Here is a 22,246-nt window from a genome sequence, read left to right on the forward strand (position 1 = left end):
CCTCCAACGAGAAAGTTCCCCCACTCAGAGCCTGCAGGATAGAAGAAGGGTTTTGCAAATATCCTAACAAAACCCCCAAAATATTAGGATCGACTTCGATTCGGCGATGGACGCCGCGGCAGTCGGAGCCTCTTCCTGCGCCAGCGGTCCTGCGCTAAACCTCCGGGTGAAACAGGGAGACTGGCGGAATGACTGCAGTGATCAAGCCGAACGGCGAACTGACCTTGCGTACGCTGGCGATGCCGGGCGATGCCAATGCCGCCGGCGATATATTCGGTGGGTGGGTGATGGCGCAGATGGACCTCTCCTGCGGCATCCGTGCCGCCGAGCGCGCCCGCGGCCGCGTCGTCACCGCCGCCGTCAAGGAAATGGCCTTCGCCCTGCCGGTGAAGATCGGCGACACGCTCTGCATCTATACGGATATCGTCACGGTCGGCCGCACCTCGATGACGCTGAAGGTCGAGGCCTGGGCACAGCGCTATCTCTCGCATGTGATGGAAAAGGTCACCGACGCCATCTTCGTGATGGTGGCGCTCGATGGCAACGGAAAACCCACGCCGGTCCCTGAGGAATAGGGCTTTCCACACTTGCATCGTCTTGGGATTGCCCCTCACCTAGCCCTCTCCCCGCATGCGGGGAGAGGGTGCCCGGGAGGGCGGATGAGGGGCAAACCGCAGCCCTCACCCCTCATCCCTTGAATATAAACGACGCCCCCGCCGCGATCAGCGCGAAGCCGATGAGCTGGTGCCAGCCGATCGGCTCCTTCAGCCATAAGACGGAGAAGACGACGAAGATGGTGAGCGTGATCACCTCCTGCATCGTCTTCAATTGCGCCGCCGAATAGACGGTGTGACCGATGCGGTTGGCCGGCACCGCCAGCCAATATTCGAAGAAGGCGATGCCCCAGCTCGCGACGATGACGACGTAGAGCGGCGAATGGGAGAACTTCAGGTGCCCATACCAGGCGAAAGTCATGAACACGTTTGAAGCGAGCAGCAGCAGAACCGGCCAGACATAGGCGGCATTAATGGCGAAGGGCATGGAATCCTCGGGAGGAAGCGAATCGACATCGTGGACGATGCCGAGCGGAAATAGCGGCGGCAAGGGACTTGATGGCACAATCCCTGCCTCCCTCACGCCTGTGCAGCAAACCCCGGAAAACCCATCGCACCGTTTCCCTTTTGTACTCCCTCCCCCTTCCCTTTCGAGCGGAGTCTCTCCATATTCGCGGCCATGGCCCAGGAACCCAAAAAGTCTCCGAAGAAATCACCGGCTCCGAGCGGTTTCGAAGAAGCCCCACAGGCGCCGCTTTCCGGCACGCCGCTCTCAGGCAACGTCTCCGACTGGGTGAAGCAGTTGGAGGCGGAGGCGGAAGCGTCCACTTTCGAGAACCGGCGTGAAGTCGCCTCCAGGGCCGGCAAACACCGCAAGAAGGTGGAGATTTCCGCTTCCAAATCCGCTCGCGGTACCTCGATGGGCGGTTCGACCGATCCGAAGACCCGCGCCGCCGCCGGGCTCAACCCGGTCGCCGGTCTCGATGTCGCGCTGGAGGATGCGGACAAGCTCAGTGCAGGCTCCGGCGTCACCGCCACGGTCGAAGCCTTGGCCAGGCTGATCGAGAGCGGCAATCCGCTGTTTAAGGACGGAAAGCTCTGGACGCCGCACCGCCCGCACCGGCCGGACAAGTCGGAGGGCGGCATTGCCATCCGCATGCAATCGGACTACGAGCCCGCCGGCGACCAGCCGACGGCGATCGGCGATCTCGTCGAAGGTCTCTCCTCCGGCGAACGCAACCAGGTGCTTCTGGGCGTTACCGGCTCGGGCAAGACCTTCACCATGGCCAAGGTGATCGACGCCACGCAGCGCCCCGCGGTCATCCTCGCGCCGAACAAGACGCTCGCCGCCCAGCTCTATTCCGAGTTCAAGAACTTCTTCCCGGACAACGCGGTCGAGTATTTCGTCTCCTATTACGATTACTATCAGCCGGAAGCCTACGTCCCGCGCTCCGACACCTATATCGAGAAGGAATCCTCGATCAACGAGCAGATCGACCGCATGCGCCACTCGGCGACGCGCTCGCTGCTCGAGCGCGACGACGTCATCATCGTCGCCTCGGTCTCCTGCATCTACGGTATCGGCTCGGTCGAGACCTATACGGCGATGACCTTCCAGATGAATGTCGGCGACCGGCTCGACCAGCGGCAATTGCTCGCCGACCTGGTGGCGCAGCAATACAAGCGCCGCGACATGGATTTCCAGCGCGGCTCATTCCGCGTGCGCGGCGACACGATCGAGATCTTCCCCGCTCACCTGGAGGATGCCGCCTGGCGCATCTCCATGTTCGGCGACGAGATCGACGCGATCACCGAGTTCGACCCGCTGACCGGCCAGAAGACCGGCGACCTGAAATCGGTGAAGATCTACGCCAACTCGCACTATGTGACGCCGCGCCCGACATTGAACACCGCCATCAAGGCGATCAAGGAGGAATTGGCCTTCCGGCTCGAGGAACTGGAAAGGGCCGGCCGCCTGCTCGAGGCGCAGCGGCTGGAGCAGCGTACTCGCTATGATCTCGAAATGCTGGAAGCCACCGGCTCCTGCCAGGGCATCGAGAACTATTCGCGCTACCTGACCGGCCGCAAGCCCGGCGAGCCGCCGCCGACGCTGTTCGAATATATCCCGGACAACGCCATCATCTTCATCGACGAGAGCCACGTCACCATTCCGCAGATCGGCGGCATGTATCGCGGCGACTTCCGCCGCAAGGCGACGCTGGCCGAATACGGCTTCCGCCTGCCTTCCTGCATGGACAACAGGCCCTTGCGCTTCGAGGAATGGGACGCGATGCGGCCGGACACGATCGCCGTCTCGGCTACCCCCGGCGGCTGGGAGCTGGAGCAGTCCGGCGGCGTTTTCGCCGAGCAGGTGATCCGACCGACCGGCCTCATCGACCCGCCGGTCGAAGTACGCCCGGCCAAGACTCAGGTCGACGACGTGCTCGGCGAGATCCGCGCCACTGCGGCCGCTGGCTACCGCACGCTCGTCACCGTTCTGACCAAACGCATGGCCGAGGACCTGACGGAATATCTGCACGAACAGGGCATCCGCGTGCGCTACATGCATTCCGATATCGACACGCTGGAGCGCATCGAGATCATCCGCGACCTGCGGCTCGGCGCCTTCGACGTGCTGGTCGGCATCAACCTCCTGCGCGAGGGCCTCGACATTCCCGAATGCGGCTTCGTCGCCATCCTCGACGCCGACAAGGAGGGTTTCCTGCGCTCGGAAACCTCGCTCGTCCAGACGATCGGCCGCGCCGCCCGCAACGTCGACGGCAAGGTCATCCTCTATGCCGACACGATCACCGGCTCGATGCAACGGGCGATGGAGGAGACCGGCCGGCGCCGCGAGAAGCAGATGGCCTATAATGCCGAGCATGGCATCACGCCGGAATCGGTGAAGGCGAAGATCTCCGACATCCTCGATTCGGTCTACGAGCGCGACCACGTCCGCGCCGACATCTCCGGCGTCGCCGGCAAGGGCTTCGCCGCGGCCGGCCACCTCGTCGGCAACAATCTGCAGGCGCATCTCAATGCGCTCGAAAAACAGATGCGCGACGCCGCCGCCGACCTCGACTTCGAAACCGCCGCCCGGATCCGCGACGAGATCAAGCGCCTCAAGGCCGCGGAACTCGCCGTGCTGGACGATCCGATGGCGCGCGAAGAGGCAAAGAATCAGGAAGGCGGAAAGCGGAGCACCAAGGGCGCCACAAGCACACCGGGCAAAGCCCCTCCCGACCCTTCGGGCCACCCTCCCCACACGGGGGAGGGAAAGACCGCGTCCTACTTCGCCAAACCCTCGCTCGACGACATGGGCCCGGGCACCGACACGGAACGCCCCCTCTTCCGCAAGCCCGACCTCGACGAGATGGGCCGCGATGTCGCGATCCCCGCCGGCGATGGCCGCTCGCTGTTCCGCAAGAATTCGCTGGACGAGATGACCGTCGGCCGCACCGAGAAGCCGGTCGCCGGCAAGGTCCCGGAAAAGCCGGTTCTCAACCGTGCCAAGCCGGGCATCGGGTCCTATGAGGACCCGGCGGAGGAGAAGCGGCGCAAGGGGCGGACGAAGGGGAAGACGGGGCGGCCGGGCCGGTAAGCGGCAGGCCGCCGATCCTGTTCATCCGAATATCCTGCCTCGGCCAGCGTCGCCCTTCATTCGAGGAAGTCCAAGGAGAGCAGCGAAGGCTTGCCTAGCCCAATCTCCCCTTTGTGGGGAGACCATCTAGGAGTTACTTCACTTCGCCGACTTCTTGCTCGACGACATCGCTCGGGCACCGAGACCAGTTGCAGGTTTCAGCTTTAACGCCTTCGAAAACGCATCCTCAAACTCCGCTTTTTCCTTTAGCTCAAGGTATTTCACACGGTTCGACCACCGTCAGAGGGCGGTCGATGTTCGCCCACGCGGAAGCGGTGGCGTTCCAGTTCCAGGATGTGAGAGCGGTTCCTGACGGATCGTCGGGTGTTTTCAGCGTATCGCCTCGACAGGGTCGAAGCTGTCTGGCGCGTGCTCGTCGAGAATGAACTCGTTTCGCCGCAACGGCGGCAACTTCTGCTCCTTGCTGGACACGATCGACGCCTATAATTTGCGCGACCGGCTTCCTGTCCGCCTCGGCGCCGCGCGCATCTCACCATCCTCTCTATTCGCTGCCCCCCAGGGAACATTCCTGCCATTTTGTAATTTAAGCATATACTAAATTATGGAGAGCAAAAATGAGAGCCCTAGAAACCCTTTTTACGAGCACTGGCCTGGCGCTGATGTCGGCTGGATTTCTTTCAACGGCAGCGATCCCGGCGAACGCCCAGGCGGTCGAGCGCCCCATTCTGTCAGCGGCGCAGTGCAGCCCCCTGACGGAGGCGAATTATGAGCTTTGCTGCATTGCCCTCAACCGGGTCGAGATCCTCTCCCCCAGGCAGCTGGCGCAATGTCCGCCTTTGACCACGACCCTCATTCGCAACACGCTGCAATCGACGACCACCGACCGCGGTGCCGATGACGACGGCGGCGGAATCGGCAATGGCGACGGCAACGGCAATGGCGGCGGCAACGGTAATGGCGGCGGCAACGGGAACGGAGATGGCGACGGCAACGGCGGCAATGGCAATGGCGGCAATGGTAACGGAGGTAATGGTAACGGCGGCGATGGTAACGGCGGCAATGGTGACGGCAATGGTGACGGCAATGGCGGCGGTGACGGCAACGGCGCTGGCGGCGGCGGCGGCGGTGGCGGTGGCGGCGCCGATGGCGGCGGTGACGGTGGCGACGGTGGCGATGCCGGTGGCGGCGGCGCTAGCGGCGGCGAAGGCGGTGCCGGCGGCGGCGGCAGCTCGGGCGGTGGCGATGGCGGCGACGGCGGGGACTCGTGAGTAAGCGCACCGGCTCCGGCTCGCTTATGAAGATGCCGTAGCCCGGGACGTGAGACGCAGGGCCGACCGAACCGCCTCGGCGGCCCCTGGCGCATCGGCCGGAACTCGGCCCGATTTTCGGATGTTTGCAGGCGGTGCCTCTTCCCCAATCCTGTGCTCGTCACAGGATTGGGGCGGAAAGAGCAGCGAAACCCAGTTCGTTACTGTCGCGACCTGAGCGTCTGACAGACCGGCGCTACGAGGCAAAACAACCGGCCAGCGGCGTGGCCATCGACAGGACGCATGGGCACGCTCTACTCCGCCGCGTTTGCCTTCACCTCCAGGGCCTCCAGCTCATAGGAATAGCCCTCGAGCATCGAATAGGCCTGCTCGATCGCCTCGATCTGCGCCTCGGCATTCTTGATCGCCTCGGCGATCGACTGGCTGCGGGCGCGCAGCATCGAGCCGAGCACGTCGGTCTCCGGCCGCCGGCCGAGGCGGTCGAGGTGCTTGCGCACGCGGGAACGGTGGCGCTCCAGTTCAAGGATGTGGAAGCGGTTCTTGACGATATCGTCAGAGAGCTTTCTGCGCATCGCCGCGACCGGATCGAAGCTGCCGGGTTCGCGCTCGTCGAGGATGAACTCGTTGACCAGCGTCTCCAGCATCATCAGGCCCTTGAGGTCCTTCGGGTCGGCGAGCTGGGGATCGTAGCCGGTGTCGTCATAGACCTTGCGCCGCACCGGATCCTTGAGCAATTCATAGGCCGCCTGCAGCTTGCCGAAGGCTTCGGCATCGCCGCCGCGGTCGGGATGCGCCGTCTTCACCGTGCGGCGATAGGCCGACCGGACCGCCCGCTCGTCGGCGTCGCGCTCAATTCCAAGGAGGGCATAGGGATCGATCACGCCGGCCACCTGCTCTTCATCGATTTCACTTCCATAAACCGGTCCAGACCTACCGGTTCGCCGCGCCGGCAGCAACCCCGCGCCGGCAACGCCACGCTCACAAGAGCCTCGCGACGAAAATGTGGTCGAAACGAGGCAATCCACGGGATTTGCCGTGCACCATTCACGCGTGTGAGGAGCCGGAGAAACGGCGCGGCGCCGGGCTTTTCGGCGTTCGCCAGCGCGGGTAAATTCTCCTCTTGCCTTTTCCCGCAAACGCTGCCACTGCTATCGCCGTTCGGGCGATTTCAATCCCGGAGACTGGACTTTCGTATCGACCCCGGCCCTTGCCGGGTCTGCCGCAAGCGGCATCGTAGACGTCTTTTCCCCGATATCGTGACCACTCGACGCCTTTCAGCGCTGCTCGCATGATTCCAGGACTGGAAAATCCATGTGGCGGTCCTAATTCTTACAGCGATCGTTCCGGGTATTCCAGAACGCGCGGCGCGGTAAGACGCTGAAGACGACCGGTTCGTATCCCTTCGGGGGCACGAACACACTACCTAAAGCAGCCGAAGCGTGATACGTAATCGCTGGGTTGCGGCAACTGACAGACTGAAGGAAAAGGACTTCTTCCATGGCCACCAAGGGCATCGTTAAATTCTTCAACCAGGACAAGGGCTTCGGCTTCATCACGCCGGACGGCGGCGCGAAGGACGTCTTCGTCCACATCTCCGCCGTCCAGGCCGCCGGCCTCGCAACGCTCAAGGATGGCCAGCAGGTTTCCTTCGACACCGAGCCGGATCGCATGGGCAAGGGCCCGAAGGCCGTGAACCTCCAGGCCATCTGAGCCGGACGCGTTCTGATTTCTGGAAAGCGGCGCCTCGCGAGGGGCGCCGTTTTTCGTTATGTGGGGCTCGGAAAAGGCCCCTCATCCGGCCGGCCCGTCCTCCGCAGCTGCTGCGCTGCAGCTGCGGAGGGTGGACCGGCCACCTTCTCCCCGCTCAGGGGGCGAAGGAGACTCGCGGCAACGCTCTGCCCTAACCCTCTCCCCGCTTGCGCCGAGAGGGTTGGTCCTCGGTTAAACCGGAGGAGAGGGGCAAAGCGAGAAGCACTCCTACTCCGCCGCCTGGCGCGCCGTCACGGCCCCGAACACCGCGTCGAAAGCGGCGTGGATCACTTCGGGCCCGGCGCCCTTGCTTGTGGCGTCGGCGGAGAGGATCTGACGATAGCGCCGCGCGCCGGGCCAACCCTGGAAGAGGCCGACCATGTGGCGCGTCACGTGGATCAGACGGCCGCCCTTGTCGAGATGGGCTGCGGCGTAGTCCGCCATGGCGTCACGCACACACGCCCAGTATTCGAGCGACAGGCGGTGGTGTCGATCGGACAGGGCGTCCGCCGCGATCGGCGCCGGTAACGCACCGGTCAGCGGATGCGCAACATAGCCGTCCGCCGCCGTGAGCAGGCCGCTGTCGTGATAGGCGGCGCGGCCGAGCATGACGCCGTCGAGCGGCGCGCCGTCCCCGGCCGGCTCCGCCACCGGGACCTCCGCCGGCAGCGAGCACGGATCGAGATGCGAAAGCGCCTGATTCAGCGTCTGAAGACCGCCATTGAGACCGATGAAAAGATTCGGGTTTTCCGCCTTCAGCCGGTGCACGAGGCCATAGTCGAGCGGCGGGATTTCGCGGTTCTCCTTCGGGCTCAGACCCTGCAGCCAGGCCTTGCGCGCATGCACCCAGACGGCATCCGCCCCGGCATCCTTCACACGGGCGACGAGATCGCGCAGGGCCAGTTCCGGGTCCTGGTCGTCGACGCCGATGCGGCATTTGACGGTGACGGGAATTTTGACCACCGCCTTCATCGCCGCCACGCATTCGGCGACCAGTGCCGGCTCCTGCATCAGGCAGGCGCCGAAGGTGCCGGATTGTACCCGATCGGACGGGCAGCCGACATTCATGTTGATCTCGTCATAGCCGAAGCCTTCGGCGATCCGCGCCGCCTCCGCCATCTTCGCCGGATCATTGCCGCCAAGCTGCAGTGCGAGCGGATGCTCGCTGGCGTCATGGCCGAGCAGCCTCTCCCGGTCGCCCCGCAGGATCGCATCGGCGACGATCATCTCGGTATAGAGCAGCGCATGGCGCGACAGCTGCCGCGCGAAGAAACGGTAATGGCGGTCGGTCCAATCGATCATAGGTGCCACGGCAAAGACCGGGGCCTTGAAATACTGTCCCGCCGCGGCGGGCATGATTGCGTCGGTCGTCACGTCTGGTTCCGCCATATCCTGTCGTCGCCGCTGCTCCCGCTTCGGCAAGATGCGAAGACGCGGAATTGCCGCAGCGACGGGTGAGCCGGCAAGGCACGGCCGAATTGTTCGGCTCATATATAACCATGCCCGCGACAATTCCAGCCGGTCGCAGGCAGGCGCCAGCCGACGGACGCGATCGGACGCTTTCTATTATTCGAAGCCGGCCTGGCGGAACCAGTCCTGTATGCCGGCCAGTACTTCCGATTTCGCACCTTCGAGCGTCGGCGCATAGTTAAAGCCGGTCTGCGAGGTGCCGTTGCAATGCGAAATCCGCCAGGCCCAATCACTCGCCGACTCGCGCCTCATGACGAAGGCGACTTCGTGACGGCCGAGCATGGCGCAATAAGTGCCGTTGCGCAACGGCAACCAGGTCAATCGAATATCTGAAATCGCTATCATACCACTCTCCCCAGCAGGGGAGATATTAGCCGACTGCCAAGCGCTTTGAACCCCGGCAATTTAGGGGCTTTCGCCGCGACTTACATTCGCGGTAAAATTGCGGACAAATCGTCATTCCTGCGCTACATTGGGGCACCTGGCCCGATCCCGCGCGGGGGAGTTGTGCGGAACCTGGGCTTGGCCGAAGACGTTCTTGCATAAGGGCTCGTGTGGTCGAGGAGCGACGCAGCCCCCCGCCCCGCCTGGCGGTAAAATATCAACTTCGGCGATAGACGGTCATTCCGATCGTCGGCGCCCCGAGGAGGAGAAGAATGCAGCAAGTGTTGTGGAGCCAGCCTATCGAACTCGACTTGACCAGCGGCGACGTGCGCACGGTGAAGGGGCCGTCCGACGCGTTGGCCTGCCTTGCCGGGCAGTGGCCGCACCGCGGTCCCTATTACGTCGCCGCCCGCAGCGCCTGCCGCGCGGCCATTGCCGGCCGGCGGACGCCCGACGAGGCAAGAAGGCTCTTCATGTTCGCCGCCGAGGAAGCCCATCTGACGGCGCATTGAATTCCGGCCGCCTGCAGCGCTGGACATCTTACCGGATGCGCTCGGGGTTGCCGGTGGCTCGTTCAATATCCTTGCACGCCGATCCATGATTGTTCCCAAAACGCTTTCCCATGGGCGGTGAAGCCCGTATTTGTATTATAATTCGCACCGGATAAGTAGTATTAAACGTCGCCATCGATGCATTCGCTTGAAGCGGGGAGCGCTTTCTAATATAAGCGATGTCGCAATCTGAAGAGCAATTACTTTCGTTCATGGCCGCGGTTTCTCGCGGCCTGATCGTGACATGACCCGAAATCTCCGCGAAAGCGTCCCATTTCCGTCGTCAAACCTTCATTTATCGACTTTATAGTTCTGAGGTGCCTCATAAAGAACAAGTTCGGGGTGTTTGACTCCGGACCAAAAGGGACAAAAAAATAATCTACGGGAGAGACACATGACTGAACGCAATCTCCGTCGCATCGTAGAAGTGAGCGTCAGGCGCGACAGCGGCCGCAAGGACCTCGGTATCATGACCGTACGTCAGGCGCTGGAACTTCCCGATGTGCCGAGCCTTGAATACAGCCACCCGGATCTCAACTCGCGCTCGGACGGCCGTTTCCTGACCCGTGACCAACTTGAAGACTATGCACGCTACGCCTGAAAACAGGCGAGCGCCCGTTCACCCTGCGCATAAGTTTACCTATTGCGGCAGCCTTTCCGGCTGCTAACTTCCTTCTCGAAGATTCGCTACGGCACCACGCGCCCATTCCGGCACGACCGGTGCCGTAGCGTTCCGATTTCCTGATACTGGAACTGCGCCGGCTCCCGTGCAGGGCGCAGCCGAGAATGGACAATCATGGAAACAATCATACCGCCCGCCCCGCCCGTCCTGCTGCCGATAGCGGGAAGCGCCGCGGCCTTCCCGGCGCGCCGGGTCTATTGCGTCGGCCGCAACTATGCCGACCATGCCCGCGAGATGGGCCACGACCCGGACCGCGAACCGCCCTTCTTCTTCCAGAAGAACGCCGACAATCTGCTGCCGCCTGGAAAGGATTTCCCCTATCCGCCGCGCTCCTCGGACGTGCATCACGAAGTTGAGCTGGTGGTGGCGCTCAGGAGCGGCGGCATCGACATCCGTGCCGAAGACGCGCTCGAGCATGTCTATGGCTACGCCGTCGGGATCGATTTCACCCGCCGGGACCTGCAGGCGGAGGCGAAGAAGGCCGGGCGCCCCTGGACGGCGGCCAAGGCCTTCGAGCATTCCGCGCCGATCTCGGCGCTTACGCCGGCAACGGCGATCGGCCATCCGGCAAGCGGCGGCATCTGGCTCAAGGTCAATGGCGAAATCCGTCAGCAGGGCGATCTCGCGCAGATGATCTGGACCGTGCCGGAGATCGTCGCCGAACTCTCTCGCCTCTTTACCCTTGCGCCGGGCGACGTCATCATGACGGGTACGCCTGCGGGGGTCGGTGCCGTGGTGCGCGGCGATGTCGTCACCGGCGGCGTCGACGGCGTCGCCTCGCTCTCCGTCAAGATCATCTGAGCGTATACAACGGACGGGCCGCACCCGCCTCTTCCAGCGCATCGGCCACGCTTGAAAAGACGCGCGGCGCTGTAGAGAAGAAAGGACAGAGAATGCCACGTTACGCCCTCGGACCGCTGCAGCCGAAGACGCCGCCGGAAGGCAGCTACTGGGCCGCGCCCGATGCCAATCTGATCGGCCAGGTGGAGATCGGCGAGGATGTCGGCATCTGGTTCGGCGCGACCTTGCGCGGCGACAACGAGCCGATCCGCATCGGCGCGCGCACCAATATCCAGGAGGCCGTTATCATCCACGTCGACCCCGGCTTTCCGGTGACGATCGGCGAAGGCTGCACTGTCGGCCATGGGGCGATCGTGCACGGCTGCACCATCGGCGACAATTCGCTGATCGGCATGGGCGCAACGATACTGAACGGCGTCAAGATCGGCCGCAACTGCCTCGTAGGAGCCAATGCGCTCGTGACCGAAGGCAAGGAATTCCCGGACAACTCGCTGATCGTCGGTGCGCCTGCAAAGGCGATCCGCATGCTCGACCACGCCGCCGTCGAACGGCTGAGACGCTCCGCCGACCACTATGTGAAGAACTGGCAGCACTATGCTGCGCAGCTGAGAAGGCTGGATTGATCGGCGCGCATGCCGGTCGGGCGCCTACCCCCTCCGGCTTTCTAGCCCGCCTCACGCGCAGCTCTTGCACTGCCCGCGGATCTCGATCGTCGTCTTTTCCGTCTTGAAGCTCCGGGCGCGCACCAGCGCTGCAAGGCGCTGCTCGATCGTGTCGTCGTGGAACTCCGTCACCTGGCCGCAGCCCTCGCAGATGGTGAAGGCGGTGACGCCGTGGTCGTGCTCGTGCTCGTGCGGGCAGGAGCAGGCGACGAAGGCGTTGATGCTTTCTAGCCGGTGCACGAGGCCGTATTCGAGCAGCTTGTCAAGCGCGCGATAGACCTGCAACGGTGCACGGAAGCCCTGGTCCCGGAGCTTGTCGAGGATCGTATAGGCGCTCATCGGACCGTCGGAGTGGGAGAGCGCTCCCAGCACCAGCGACTGGTTTTTCGTCAGTTGGGGCATGCTCATCAATTCTGTCCTCCGCGCAAGGAATGTGATGCGCGCAGGCCCCGACCGAGAGGCAGGAGACTCAGCACGAAAAGCGCCAGCGCCGCGACGACGATAGACGGTCCCGACGGCGTATCCCAGTGGAGCGATCCGAAAAGACCGCCGGCGACCGCGAGCGCGCCGATCAGCGAAGCGAACACGGCCATGATTTCCGGCGAGGCGGCGAAGCGGCGGGCGGTCGCTGCGGGAATGATCAGCAGCGAGGTAATCAGCAATATGCCGACGATCTTCATGGCGATCGCGATCACCAGCGCCATCAGCAGCATGAAGAAGAGCCGCGCCCTTTCCGGCTTCAGACCTTCCGCCTCGGCCAGTTCCGGATTGACGGTGGCCGCGAGCAGCGGCCGCCACAGATAGACGAGCGCGAAGATCACCAGAATGCCCCCGCCCCAGATGATGTCGATGTCGCTCCTCGAGACGGCGAGGATGTCGCCGAAGAGGAAGCCGATAAGATCGATCCGGACCCAGGTCATGAAGGCGACGATGACGAGGCCGATCGAGAGCGCCGAATGCGACAGGATGCCGAGCAGCGCGTCCGTCGACAGCGCGCCCCGCCTCTGCAGGAAAAGCAGGAGCAGTGACACGATGGAAGCAACGATGAAGACGCTGATCATCAGGTTGAGTTCGAGGAGCAGCGAAAGGGCGACACCGAGCAGCGCCGAATGCGCCATGGTGTCGCCGAAATAGGCCATGCGCCGCCAGATGACAAAGCAGCCGAGCGGGCCCGCCACCAGGGCAATCCCGATCCCGGCGACGAGCGCGCGAATGAAGAAGTCGTCAAGCATCGCGCTTCTCCGTCCCCTCGAAACCATTGAGCCGGGCATGATGGCCGCAGCCGCAATCCGGATCGTGGTCGTGGATGTTTTCGGCCTCGTCGTGGTGATGATGGCCGTCGCCCGGGAAGCAGCTGTCGGTGATGCTGCCGTCGGCATGCAGCACCCGCCCGTCCGGCAGGTGGGTATGGTCGTGGTGGTGGCTGTAGACCGCAAGCGCACCGGCGGCGCGGCCCCCGAACAGCTTCAGATATTCCGGGCTCTGGCTGACCGCCTGCGGCGTACCGCGGCAGCAGACATGGCCGTTCAGGCACACCACCGTATCGGTCTCCGCCATGACGATATGGAGGTCATGCGAGATAAGCAGGATGCCGCAGCCGGTACGGTTGCGGATCTGCTTGATCAGTTCGTAAAGGGCGATCTCGCCGGAGAAATCGACCCCCTGCACCGGCTCGTCGAGAACGAGCAGATTCGGCTTGCGGGCGATCGCGCGCGCCAGCAGCGCCCGCTGGAACTCGCCGCCCGAAAGGTGCTGCACCTCCGCCTTTGCCATGTGCAGCATGCCCGTTGCCGACAGCGCCTCTTCGATCTCGCGTCCCTTCAACGGCCCGGTCAGCGTCATCAGCCGCTCGACCGTGAGCGGCAGGGTCCAATCAACCGACAGTTTCTGCGGAACATAGCCGACCTTCAGGCCGGTCATGCGTTCGACACTGCCTTCGTCCGGCTTCAGGATGCCGATCGCCGTCTTCGCCGTCGTCGATTTCCCCGAGCCATTGGGGCCGATGAGGGTGACGATCTCGCCGCGGCTGATCGAAAAGTCGACGCCGCGCACGAGCCAGCGCCCGTTGCGGCGCACGCCGGCATTGCTCAGCCTGACGAGTGTCGTCTTCTCCTGGGAGTGGAAGTTCAGCATAAAAATTCCGATTTCGACGGTTGCCTCTGGCTATCGCACACGTTATAGCATAACGCAATTGATGTAATAACATTACACGACCATCTGCACAATATCACAGCTCCCGCAAATCTCGCGGGTGCCAAGCCAGTTGAAACCAATCCGGAGTTACCGATGAAATCGACGCCCGCCCTGCTCTTTGCATCCACCGTCCTCCTCTCGTCTCCGGCTCTGGCGGACGCCCCGAACGTCGTCGTTTCCATCAAACCCATTCACTCGCTCGTCGCCTCGATCATGCAGGGCGTCGGCGAGCCGTCGCTGATCGTCGAAGGCGGCGCCTCGCCGCATACCTACAGCATGAAGCCCTCGAACGCCGCCGCCCTGCAGGCGGCCGATGTGGTGTTCTGGATCGGACCCGGGCTCGAGGCCTTCCTCGACAAGCCGCTCGACGCACTCGGCAGCGGCGCGAAGGCGGTGGAGCTCAGCGAAGCGCCAGGGGTGGAGAAGTTGAAGTTGCGCGAAGGCGGCGCCTTCGAAGCGCATGACGATGCCCATGAGGGCCATGAAGAAGAAGGCCACCACGCCGAAGAAGCCGGCCACGAGGGGCACGATCACCATGCCGGAGAAGAGGAAGCGGCCGAGAACGAGCACGAACACGATCATCATGGCGAAGGCGAGTTCGACATGCATATGTGGCTCGATCCGATGAACGCCAAGGCCATGGCGGCGGAGATCGAAAAGTCCCTGGCCAAAGCCGATCCGGACAATGCCGCCGCCTACAAGGCCAATCTGGAGGCATTCAACCAACGCGTCGACGCGCTGGACAAGAGCCTGGCCGAGACGGTCGCGCCGATCAAGGACAAACCCTTCGTCGTCTTCCACGATGCCTATCAATATTTCGAGCATCACTATCATGTGCGGGTCGCGGGCTCGATCACCGTCAGCCCGGAGGTGCTGCCGGGCGCGGAGCGGCTCTCGCAGATCCACGCCAAAATCGAGGAACTCGGCGCGACCTGCGTCTTCGCCGAGCCGCAGTTCGAACCGAAGCTCGTCAATGTCGTGCTCGAGGGCACGCCGGCGAAATCCGGTACGCTGGACCCGGAAGGTGGATCGCTCGATGCCGGCCCGGATCTCTACTTCCACCTGATGGAAGGGATCGGCGCTTCGCTCAAGACCTGCCTCTCCTCGGCAAGCTGAGGAGCCACCTTGGCGAAGGCGGGCGCAGCCCGCCTTTTCCACGGCAGTCGTACGTAATGATATAACATTAACCAACGAGGTGCAGCACATGGAAAAACTGCCGGTCACCGTCCTCTCCGGCTTTCTCGGCGCGGGCAAGACGACCTTGCTCAATCATGTCGTCTCGAACCGAGAGGGTCTGCGGGTCGCCGTCATCGTCAACGACATGAGCGAGATCAACATCGACGCCTCCCTGATCCGCGACGGCGGCGCCAATCTGTCGCGCACCGAGGAGCAGCTCGTCGAGATGACCAACGGCTGCATCTGTTGCACGCTGCGCGACGACCTGTTGCGTGAGGTCCGCAGCCTCGCCGAACAAGACCGCTTCGACTATCTGCTGATCGAATCGAGCGGCATTTCGGAGCCCCTCCCCGTCGCCACTACCTTCGATTTCCGCGATGAGGACGGCCAAAGCCTTTCCGACGTCGCCCGGCTCGACACTATGGTCACACTTGTCGATGCCGCCAACCTCCTCGCCGACTATTCGTCGACGGATTTTCTCGCCGATCGCGGCGAGACGGCCGGCGAAGGCGACACGCGCACGCTGGTCGACCTGCTGGTCGAACAGATCGAGTTCGCCGACGTGGTCGTGCTCAACAAGGTCGGCGCCGCGACGGCGGCGCAACTCGATGCCGCGCGGAAGATCATCGTCGGCCTCAATCCGGACGCACGGCTGATCGAGACGGATTTCGGCCGGGTGGATTTGAGAGATGTCCTCGGCACCGGCCGCTTCGATCTGCTGAAGGCCGAGCAGCACCCGCTCTGGTACAAGGAGCTCCACGGCTTCAAGGACCACGTGCCGGAGACGGAAGAATACGGGATCCGTTCCTTCGTCTATCGCGCCCGCCAACCCTTCGATCCGATGCGCTTCCAGGCTTTCCTCAACCGCACCTGGCCGGGCGTGCTGCGCGCCAAGGGCTTCTTTTGGCTGGCGACGCGCCCGCATCATGTCGGGGAACTGAGCCAGGCGGGCCCGCTGGTGCGCACGGCCAGGATGGGGCTCTGGTGGGCCGCCGTGCCGCGCGAGCAATGGCCGCACCATGCCGGTTTTCTCGAGGCGATCGGCCCCTATGTCGACCCGGTCTGGGGCGACCGGCGCCAGGAAATCGTCTTCATCGGCGCCGATCCGATGGACGAAGCCGCGCTCCGCGCCGAGCTCGACGCCTGCCTGATCGCCGATGAAGCCTTCCGCCCTGAGCGCTGGCGCAACCTGCCCGACCCCTTCGCGAGCTGGAGCCAGCAGGCAGCCTGATGGCAAATGGCCGGCCGCAACACCGTCCCCGCTACGTCTGCATGGCGCTAAATGCAGCGGGACGCCCCGTGCCGATGTTCGATCCGTTCCTGGACGAGGCCGAAGCGGAAGAGCCGCCGGAAGCGCCGGGGCCGGTCGAACGGGCCCTTTTCGGACCGCCGGAAGAAACGAGGGGGCGGCCGGCGGTCGCTAGCGCTTAGACACGAAAATCGTAACCAATTTTCCAAAAACTTGAGGCGTAGATTCGAAGAGAGTTACACAGCGACCTTTGCGCGTCTGATAAGACGCGCGGCGCTGTAGTGGTGAAAGCATGACGTTTGGGACCCAAGCTGAGGGCTGCCAAGGGTGGTGAGCGGAAGTCCGAGATCGGCACTCAGGATGGACGCAACTGGGGAACAGAGCCGCCTTTCGCCGCAGGAAACGGGTGGCCGCGGAGTCCGCCCCACCGCTAGACATCCATGACGCAATGTTCAGGAGAAACACGTCATGGAACTAGAAAACAAATCAATCATCGTCACCGGAGCGAGCAGTGGAATCGGCGCGGCGGCAGCTTTACTGTTTGCAGCAGAGGGAGCCAATGTGGTCCTCGGCGCGCGTCGGTCGGCGGAATTGAAAACCCTCGCCGCGACAATCAACCGCGGCAATGGCAAAGCCGTATACCTAGCCGGCAACCTTAAGGATGAGAGCTATGCCGATGCTCTCGTCGCTCTCGCCGAGAAGGAGTTCGGCGGGCTGGACGGAGCGTTCAATAATGCCGGCATCGTGGGAGAGATGGGTCCAATATCCGAAATGACGATCGGCAACTGGAACGATGTCATATCGGTCAACCTGACGGCCGCCTTCCTTGCGGCGAAAGCCCAGATACCGGCCATGAAGAAGCAGGGCCAAGGTTCAATCGTCTTCACGTCTTCCTTCGTCGGCTTCAGCAACGGCGGCATGCCTGGAATGGGAGCCTATGCGGCGTCCAAGGCCGGCCTGATCGGCTTGGCCCAGTCGCTGGCATCCGACCACGCGGCAGAAGGCATTCGCGTCAATGCACTGCTGCCCGGCGGCACAATCACCCCAAGCGGCGGAGAGGGGAATCCCGCCGCGTTGCAATTCATCGCAAACCTGCATCCCATGAAGCGCATGGCAAGCGCGAAGGAAATTGCCCAGGCAGCCCTTTTCCTTCTCTCCGACCGGTCGAGCTTCATGACGGGAAGCCCGATGACCGTGGATGGCGGCATGTCCGTTCGGCTTACGTAGCGGTCACACAGACATCACCCAAATGGCCGCGAGGGCTATTTGGGTGATCATCGTCTATGACAAGGTTGCAGAAACCACCGGGACCTTCCCTCTGCCTGCCACCGGCCGACTGCTTCGGGCCGATAGTGGTGAAGAAGTGAGGCTTTTAGCCGGCGTGCCGCCGCAGAGGACACCTTCGACGATCAACCCTAGACCGCTGATGCTCGGCTCCGCTCGAGATAAATCTGCCGCAAGCGCTGGGTGACCACGCCCGGCAGCCCGGCGCCGATCGGTGTATCATCGATCCTGACGACCGGATTCACTAGCCCGGACGCGGAGGTGGAAAAGGCTCGGCCGCACATCTGGCCTCGTCCACCGTGAACGGACGTTCCTCCACCCGCAGTTGAAGATCACTGGCGCACTGCAGAACAGCTGCCCGGGTAATCCCGTGCAGGATATCGGTCGAGAGATCCCGCGTGACGATCGTCCCATCCGGGGTCACGATATAGGCGTTGTTTGCCTCAGGTCGCCAGCCCAGAGTTTGCTGATCTGGCTCAGTCGTCAAGAGCGAGAGAAACTCGTAGGTTCACTTCAATGCACTTCGCAGTGCGGTGACGAAACCATCGAGATCACTCTCCAGCATGTAAATGTGCGGTGAAACCCGCAGCCCCTCGACGTGCTCGACCTTCCGATACTTCATGTGGACCTGATGCTTCTCGCGCAGATCGCGCTCGAGTTCCTTCATGTCCAGGGCCGTCGATCGAGAAGAGGATGATCGCACCGAGGCAGTCAGTGTCGGTGGGCGTATGGAGCCTGAAACCGGGGATGTCCTTGGCGAGGCTGACCCAGTATCGGGTGAGCTCGCGGAGTCGCACGTGCATTCTCTCTGCACCGATCTTCTTGTGGAATTGAATCGCCGGGGCGATCCCAGCCTGTATCGCGGAATTGTAGGTACCCAGATTCCAGTGATCGAACTTGTCTATGCCCACGGCTGGCTGGTCGAAGGGTGCTAGCAAGGGCCAGGTCCGGTCGATCTGGCGCTTATCGACGATGAGCATGCCGTTGCCCACGGGCGCGCCAAGCCATTTGTGAAGGCTGGTGACAAAGAAGTCGCAGTCGAGTTCGCGAAAGCTAACCGGCATTTGGGCGAATGTCTGGGCGCGGGCGCCAACGACAACAATGGGTCGAATTGTGCCGTTCGGTTGGATACGAAGCGTCAAGCTTTCAGTCTATCGACAAAAGACACACGACAACCCCCGTCGCCACTTCAAATCACCTCATAGCGGAAGCGATCGAAATCCGCGTGCAGTCCGCTGCCGGATGTGTCGAAGGCGAACAGGCCGGCGAAGGCGCCGGTGAACGAGCCGTGCTCGCCGCGTCCGCCCTCATCCGAGATAACGGCCGCGTCGAGCGCCGGCCCGATTGCCGCCCAATCCTCCTTCGGCGAGGCCCGCCAGAAAAACTGCAGATCATTCTCCCGGATCTCCATCGCCAAATGGACCGGCCCGTCGCCAAGCGCCACGCCGCTGCCAGACGGATAGGTCAGGCGTCCGTGCGGAAAATCGCCCGGGCAGGAAAGAATGGTGACGACCCGTCCGAGCTTCTCATGCCAGGTGACGCCGAGCGCATGGAACTTGTGGCGGTTATAATAATGTGTCAGTCCCGCGACCTGCTGATAGGTGCACGGCGCGAAGGCGAAGACGGTTTCCACCCGGAAGGAATGATGCTCCTGGCGCCGCGCCACGAGCGCCTGCTCGAACCAGCTGCCGATGCTCTCGCGGCCGAAGAGGCGCAAGTACCCTTCCCGGCGCGTCAGCGAGAAGATCCGCTCCGGCAACGGCGTGCGCAGCCATTGAAACTCGACCGGAAGATCCGGCTCGTCGAAATCGGTCTCGATCACTTTCGGTTCCGGGATCGCGTCGGTCATCACCGGCGCCGGCACCGTGACCTCCGGCACGACGCCGCCGCTTTCCAGGTAGAGCCAGCCATCCTCCCTCCAGACGCATTTCTGCAGCGCCGTTTCGCGGCCGAGCGGTGAGCGGCGATGCGGCGGCAGCGGCCGGCCGCAGAGATGCGTGTGATAGGCCTGCCCATCCGGCGTCTCGACATATTGCCCGTGGCCGGCGCGCTGCAGCGCCGCCTCCGGGTGGTCCTTCGCAGTGATGAGGTGGGGGTTCGGGTGCAGCTCGTAGGGACCGTCGATCGTGCGGGAGCGCGCCATGGTCACCGCATGGTCGTAGCCGGTCCCGCCCTCGGCAACCGTCAGGTAATACCAGCCATCCCGCTTGAACAGATGCGGCCCTTCGACGAGCCCGAGCGAACTCCCGGCGAAAATGTTCTTCACGGGACCTGTGAGCTTGCGCGTACGCTCGTCCCATTCCTGCAGCAGGATGCCGTCGAAAGCCGGGCTCTTCGGCGCGCCGCCGAAACTTTCGGTGCGGTGGTTCCACTGCATGTTCAAGAACCATTTGCGGCCGTCCTCGTCATGGAAGAGCGACGGATCGAAGCCCGACGAATTGACGTAGACCGGATCGGACCAGGTCGCCTCGACGGACTCGGCCGTGACGATATAATTATGGGCGTCCTTGAAGTTGCCGTCGAAGCGCTTGACGTCGGTATAGACCAGCCAGAACAAGCCGTCGAAATAGGAAAGGCAGGGCGCCCAAATGCCGCAGCTGTCGGGATTGCCGCGCATGTCGAGCTGGCTCGCGCGCTCGAGCGGCCGCCGGACGAGCCGCCAGTTCACCAGGTCACGCGAGTGGTGGATCTGCACCCCCGGATACCACTCGAAGGTGGAGGTGGCGATGTAGTAATCGTCTCCGACGCGGCAGATCGAGGGATCGGGATTGAAGCCCGGCAGGATCGGATTGCGGATCGATGCGGCCATGTTCTCTCCTCCAGAGTCGCCAGCATCCAGCCCGAAAGTCGCGGCAGTTTCAAGGCGTCGCTTGCCGCTGAAGAAACAGCCCTGTCCCGGGGCTGCACGCATCCCGGCTCGGCCGCACAGCCTCACCCCTGTGCCCTGCCGGCATCTCCCCCAGGTGAGAATCGATGCGGCACGCACGGAGCCATCAAGGGTCTCCGCATTGCCCGGCCTTTCTAAAGGGCGATCGGGTTGCCGCAGGCAATCTCGTCCTTGGGACATTTCGGGGAGATGGCCGGCCAGAGAGGATGAGGCTTCCGCGCTTTTACAGCGCTGGTTGGCAAAGCGCGCGGGCATTCAGGAGTCCCCAGCCGAAAACCGGATCCTTGCCGGGATCGCCGAGGTCCTCCACACTTCGCGTCAGCATTTCGCGGATGCGGTCAGCTGCGAGATAGGGGTCGGCGGCCTTCATGAGCGCCGCCGCGGCGGTCACGAAGGGCGCGGCGAACGAGGTCCCCGTCTTCGGGCGTGCGCCGCTGATGGAGGCTGCGGTCCAGACCGCGACACCAGGTGCGGCAAAGTCAATATGCTCTCCGCGTCCGGCGCGCCTGTAAGGCCGTTTCTCTTTGTCAGTCGCTGTCACCGCCATCACTTCGGCATAAGCCGCGGGATAGACCGGTTCGGCCTTCGGCCCCTTGTTACCCGCGGCGGCAACCATGATGACTCCCTGTCCGCTCACCTTCTTCACGGCCTGTTCAAGCAGCAGGTTTGCGGGACCCGCCAGGCTCAAATTGACGACGTGGACCTTCCGCCCGGCGAGCAGGTCGAGCGCTCGCACGAGATCATAGGCATCGGCGCGGTCATCCTGGCGCTTGGCGCGGTAAAATGCGTCGACGGCAACCAACGTCCCGCCGGGTACGAGGCCTGGTGTTCGGCTCGCCGCTGATCCAATGAGCAGCGCGGCAACGGCTGTGCCGTGCTGTTTGCCGGATTCCGGCAATTTGGTGCCAGAAGGCCGGATGATCTCAATGTTGGCTCCTTCAAAAGCGCTGTGATCGGGATTGATCGCCGTGTCGACCAGTCCGATGCGCACATTGCCGCCGCATGATCCCCGCCACTCCTTCGGCTCGGGCCAGCCGATCAATGTGCGCGCCAGGCAGTCGGCCGCGGCACAGGGGTGCGAACGCTGCTCCGGGCGATAGAAGTGATTGAAGTCGACCACCGCCTGCGGCGCGAGGGTAGCAGCCTGTTCTCGGGCAGCTTCGAGGGTGAGGCCGGAGGGAATGCGAAGCTTCACCACGTCCGCGCCGAAGGCACCCAATGTCTCTCGTTCGAACACGCTGTAGCCGGAGGCCGAAAGCTGATCGAGTTGCGCCGCCGTCAGGCCGAGGCCGATGATCTCGATCTGCGCGCGGGTCGGCAATGGAACCACGCGGCGGGGAGCACGGCGCGGCAGGCGCGGCGTCGACCGGCCCCGGAATATCCGGAAGAAATCGTTTCTGCCGCCCGAACCGTCGCGCGCCGAGGAGGAGCCCCGGTCATCGTCGTCATCGTCGTCATCGTCGTCGGCCAGCGCTTCGCTCGTTCCAAGCACATGCAGAAGAGCGGGGTTCCCGATGGCCAGCATGTCGCCGACGACGAGTATCGTCCCGGCAAGCAAGGCTATCAGGGCCATTTTCGATGAGTGAAAACCAGCGAACACCTTGATCCTCAAACGACTCGAGCCGAATTAGCTCAGATGGCGCATTCCTGGACAGCCAGGGCGATGCATGTAGATTGGGTCAAACGATCGAAGCGGCAACCTATTCCCTAGGCCGTGGAATTCTGCGGGAGGCAT

At 63.3% G+C, this 22,246-nt stretch carries 23 protein-coding genes and 1 pseudogene; 12 read left to right on the forward strand and 12 right to left on the reverse strand.

Annotated elements, in window-relative coordinates:
* Positions 1-188 precede the first annotated feature (188 nt).
* Positions 189-575, forward strand: a complete 387-nt coding sequence (locus tag SJ05684_RS08810; RefSeq protein ID WP_034858373.1) for an acyl-CoA thioesterase — start codon at positions 189-191, stop codon at positions 573-575.
* Positions 576-687: 112 nt separating this feature from the next.
* On the opposite strand, the gene SJ05684_RS08815 is transcribed toward SJ05684_RS08810, so the two are convergent.
* Entirely contained in the window at positions 688-1,041 is a 354-nt protein-coding gene (locus SJ05684_RS08815; RefSeq protein WP_034858384.1) for a DMT family protein, read from the reverse strand.
* A gap of 192 nt (positions 1,042-1,233) precedes the next feature.
* On the opposite strand from SJ05684_RS08815, the gene uvrB reads away from it, so the two are divergent.
* A complete protein-coding gene (uvrB, locus tag SJ05684_RS08820) occupies positions 1,234-4,155 on the forward strand; it encodes an excinuclease ABC subunit UvrB (protein ID WP_034858374.1) in 2,922 nt (973 codons plus the stop codon).
* A gap of 614 nt (positions 4,156-4,769) precedes the next feature.
* Complete coding sequence (locus SJ05684_RS29565) at positions 4,770-5,423, forward strand: hypothetical protein (protein WP_157747887.1); 654 nt, start codon at positions 4,770-4,772, stop codon at positions 5,421-5,423.
* A 293-nt stretch (positions 5,424-5,716) separates the two neighbouring features.
* Here the strand turns inward: SJ05684_RS29565 and SJ05684_RS08830 are convergent, their stop codons facing one another.
* The gene (locus tag SJ05684_RS08830) at positions 5,717-6,304 is read right to left on the reverse strand and encodes a J domain-containing protein (protein WP_034850597.1); all 588 of its coding nucleotides are present in this window, start codon (positions 6,302-6,304) and stop codon (positions 5,717-5,719) included.
* Between the two features lie 616 nt (positions 6,305-6,920).
* On the opposite strand from SJ05684_RS08830, the gene SJ05684_RS08835 reads away from it, so the two are divergent.
* Positions 6,921-7,133, forward strand: a complete 213-nt coding sequence (locus tag SJ05684_RS08835; RefSeq protein ID WP_014764845.1) for a cold-shock protein — start codon at positions 6,921-6,923, stop codon at positions 7,131-7,133.
* A gap of 267 nt (positions 7,134-7,400) precedes the next feature.
* Here the strand turns inward: SJ05684_RS08835 and dusA are convergent, their stop codons facing one another.
* Together dusA and SJ05684_RS08845 are read right to left on the reverse strand one after the other, a co-directional pair.
* A complete protein-coding gene (gene dusA / locus SJ05684_RS08840; RefSeq protein ID WP_034850598.1) occupies positions 7,401-8,528 on the reverse strand; it encodes a tRNA dihydrouridine(20/20a) synthase DusA in 1,128 nt (375 codons plus the stop codon).
* Positions 8,529-8,738: 210 nt separating this feature from the next.
* The gene (locus tag SJ05684_RS08845; protein WP_034850475.1) at positions 8,739-8,987 is read right to left on the reverse strand and encodes a hypothetical protein; all 249 of its coding nucleotides are present in this window, start codon (positions 8,985-8,987) and stop codon (positions 8,739-8,741) included.
* Between the two features lie 311 nt (positions 8,988-9,298).
* On the opposite strand from SJ05684_RS08845, the gene SJ05684_RS08850 reads away from it, so the two are divergent.
* The 4 genes from SJ05684_RS08850 (at position 9,299) to SJ05684_RS08865 (ending at position 11,683) form a co-directional block, all read left to right on the forward strand.
* Positions 9,299-9,538, forward strand: coding sequence for a DUF982 domain-containing protein (locus SJ05684_RS08850; RefSeq protein ID WP_034850477.1), 240 nt, complete (start codon positions 9,299-9,301; stop codon positions 9,536-9,538).
* Between the two features lie 433 nt (positions 9,539-9,971).
* Complete coding sequence (locus SJ05684_RS08855) at positions 9,972-10,178, forward strand: hypothetical protein (protein WP_034850479.1); 207 nt, start codon at positions 9,972-9,974, stop codon at positions 10,176-10,178.
* 195 nt (positions 10,179-10,373) lie between these two features.
* Positions 10,374-11,060 carry a fumarylacetoacetate hydrolase family protein gene (locus SJ05684_RS08860; RefSeq protein WP_034850481.1) on the forward strand — a complete coding sequence of 229 codons (687 nt, stop codon included), beginning with the start codon at positions 10,374-10,376 and terminating at the stop codon, positions 11,058-11,060.
* Between the two features lie 92 nt (positions 11,061-11,152).
* Entirely contained in the window at positions 11,153-11,683 is a 531-nt protein-coding gene (locus SJ05684_RS08865) for a gamma carbonic anhydrase family protein (RefSeq protein WP_034850483.1), read from the forward strand.
* Positions 11,684-11,734: 51 nt separating this feature from the next.
* Here the strand turns inward: SJ05684_RS08865 and SJ05684_RS08870 are convergent, their stop codons facing one another.
* From SJ05684_RS08870 to SJ05684_RS08880, 3 genes are read right to left on the reverse strand one after another with little or no spacing between them, the layout of a single operon-like run.
* On the reverse strand, positions 11,735-12,130 hold the full coding sequence (locus SJ05684_RS08870; protein ID WP_034850485.1) for a Fur family transcriptional regulator: 396 nt from the start codon (positions 12,128-12,130) through the stop codon (positions 11,735-11,737).
* Positions 12,130-12,954, reverse strand: a complete 825-nt coding sequence (gene znuB / locus SJ05684_RS08875) for a zinc ABC transporter permease subunit ZnuB (protein ID WP_034850489.1) — start codon at positions 12,952-12,954, stop codon at positions 12,130-12,132. Before znuB ends, SJ05684_RS08870 begins: the two co-directional genes overlap by 1 nt.
* Positions 12,947-13,855, reverse strand: a complete 909-nt coding sequence (locus SJ05684_RS08880) for a metal ABC transporter ATP-binding protein (protein WP_034850491.1) — start codon at positions 13,853-13,855, stop codon at positions 12,947-12,949. The genes znuB and SJ05684_RS08880 overlap by 8 nt, the downstream gene beginning before the upstream one ends.
* Positions 13,856-14,008: 153 nt before the next feature.
* Here SJ05684_RS08880 and znuA point away from each other — a divergent pair, with 153 nt between their 5' ends.
* The 4 genes from znuA to SJ05684_RS08900 all read left to right on the forward strand — a co-directional run bounded on the left by znuA (position 14,009) and on the right by SJ05684_RS08900 (position 17,567).
* The gene (znuA, locus tag SJ05684_RS08885; RefSeq protein ID WP_034850493.1) at positions 14,009-15,031 is read left to right on the forward strand and encodes a zinc ABC transporter substrate-binding protein ZnuA; all 1,023 of its coding nucleotides are present in this window, start codon (positions 14,009-14,011) and stop codon (positions 15,029-15,031) included.
* Between the two features lie 88 nt (positions 15,032-15,119).
* Entirely contained in the window at positions 15,120-16,322 is a 1,203-nt protein-coding gene (locus SJ05684_RS08890; RefSeq protein WP_034850495.1) for a GTP-binding protein, read from the forward strand.
* Complete coding sequence (locus tag SJ05684_RS08895; protein ID WP_095694240.1) at positions 16,322-16,522, forward strand: hypothetical protein; 201 nt, start codon at positions 16,322-16,324, stop codon at positions 16,520-16,522. Before SJ05684_RS08890 ends, SJ05684_RS08895 begins: the two co-directional genes overlap by 1 nt.
* A gap of 286 nt (positions 16,523-16,808) precedes the next feature.
* On the forward strand, positions 16,809-17,567 hold the full coding sequence (locus SJ05684_RS08900; protein ID WP_034850497.1) for an SDR family oxidoreductase: 759 nt from the start codon (positions 16,809-16,811) through the stop codon (positions 17,565-17,567).
* A 301-nt stretch (positions 17,568-17,868) separates the two neighbouring features.
* Here SJ05684_RS08900 and SJ05684_RS30340 read toward each other — a convergent pair whose 3' ends face one another.
* The 5 genes and pseudogenes from SJ05684_RS30340 to SJ05684_RS08920 all read right to left on the reverse strand — a co-directional run bounded on the left by SJ05684_RS30340 (position 17,869) and on the right by SJ05684_RS08920 (position 22,084).
* Positions 17,869-18,048 (reverse strand): aminotransferase class IV, encoded by a 180-nt coding sequence (locus tag SJ05684_RS30340; RefSeq protein ID WP_244426566.1) that lies wholly within the window; start codon positions 18,046-18,048, stop codon positions 17,869-17,871.
* Positions 18,049-18,132: 84 nt separating this feature from the next.
* The gene (locus tag SJ05684_RS30345; RefSeq protein WP_244426567.1) at positions 18,133-18,291 is read right to left on the reverse strand and encodes a hypothetical protein; all 159 of its coding nucleotides are present in this window, start codon (positions 18,289-18,291) and stop codon (positions 18,133-18,135) included.
* A 67-nt stretch (positions 18,292-18,358) separates the two neighbouring features.
* Positions 18,359-18,688, reverse strand: a pseudogene (locus SJ05684_RS30350) (aminotransferase class V-fold PLP-dependent enzyme); the annotation flags it as partial.
* A 125-nt stretch (positions 18,689-18,813) separates the two neighbouring features.
* Entirely contained in the window at positions 18,814-20,433 is a 1,620-nt protein-coding gene (locus tag SJ05684_RS08915; protein WP_034850499.1) for a glycoside hydrolase family 43 protein, read from the reverse strand.
* Positions 20,434-20,734: 301 nt separating this feature from the next.
* Positions 20,735-22,084 (reverse strand): S8 family serine peptidase, encoded by a 1,350-nt coding sequence (locus SJ05684_RS08920; RefSeq protein ID WP_034850501.1) that lies wholly within the window; start codon positions 22,082-22,084, stop codon positions 20,735-20,737.
* Positions 22,085-22,246: the final 162 nt, after the last annotated feature.

This window comes from Sinorhizobium sojae CCBAU 05684 (assembly GCF_002288525.1).
Lineage (GTDB): Bacteria > Pseudomonadota > Alphaproteobacteria > Rhizobiales > Rhizobiaceae > Sinorhizobium > Sinorhizobium sojae.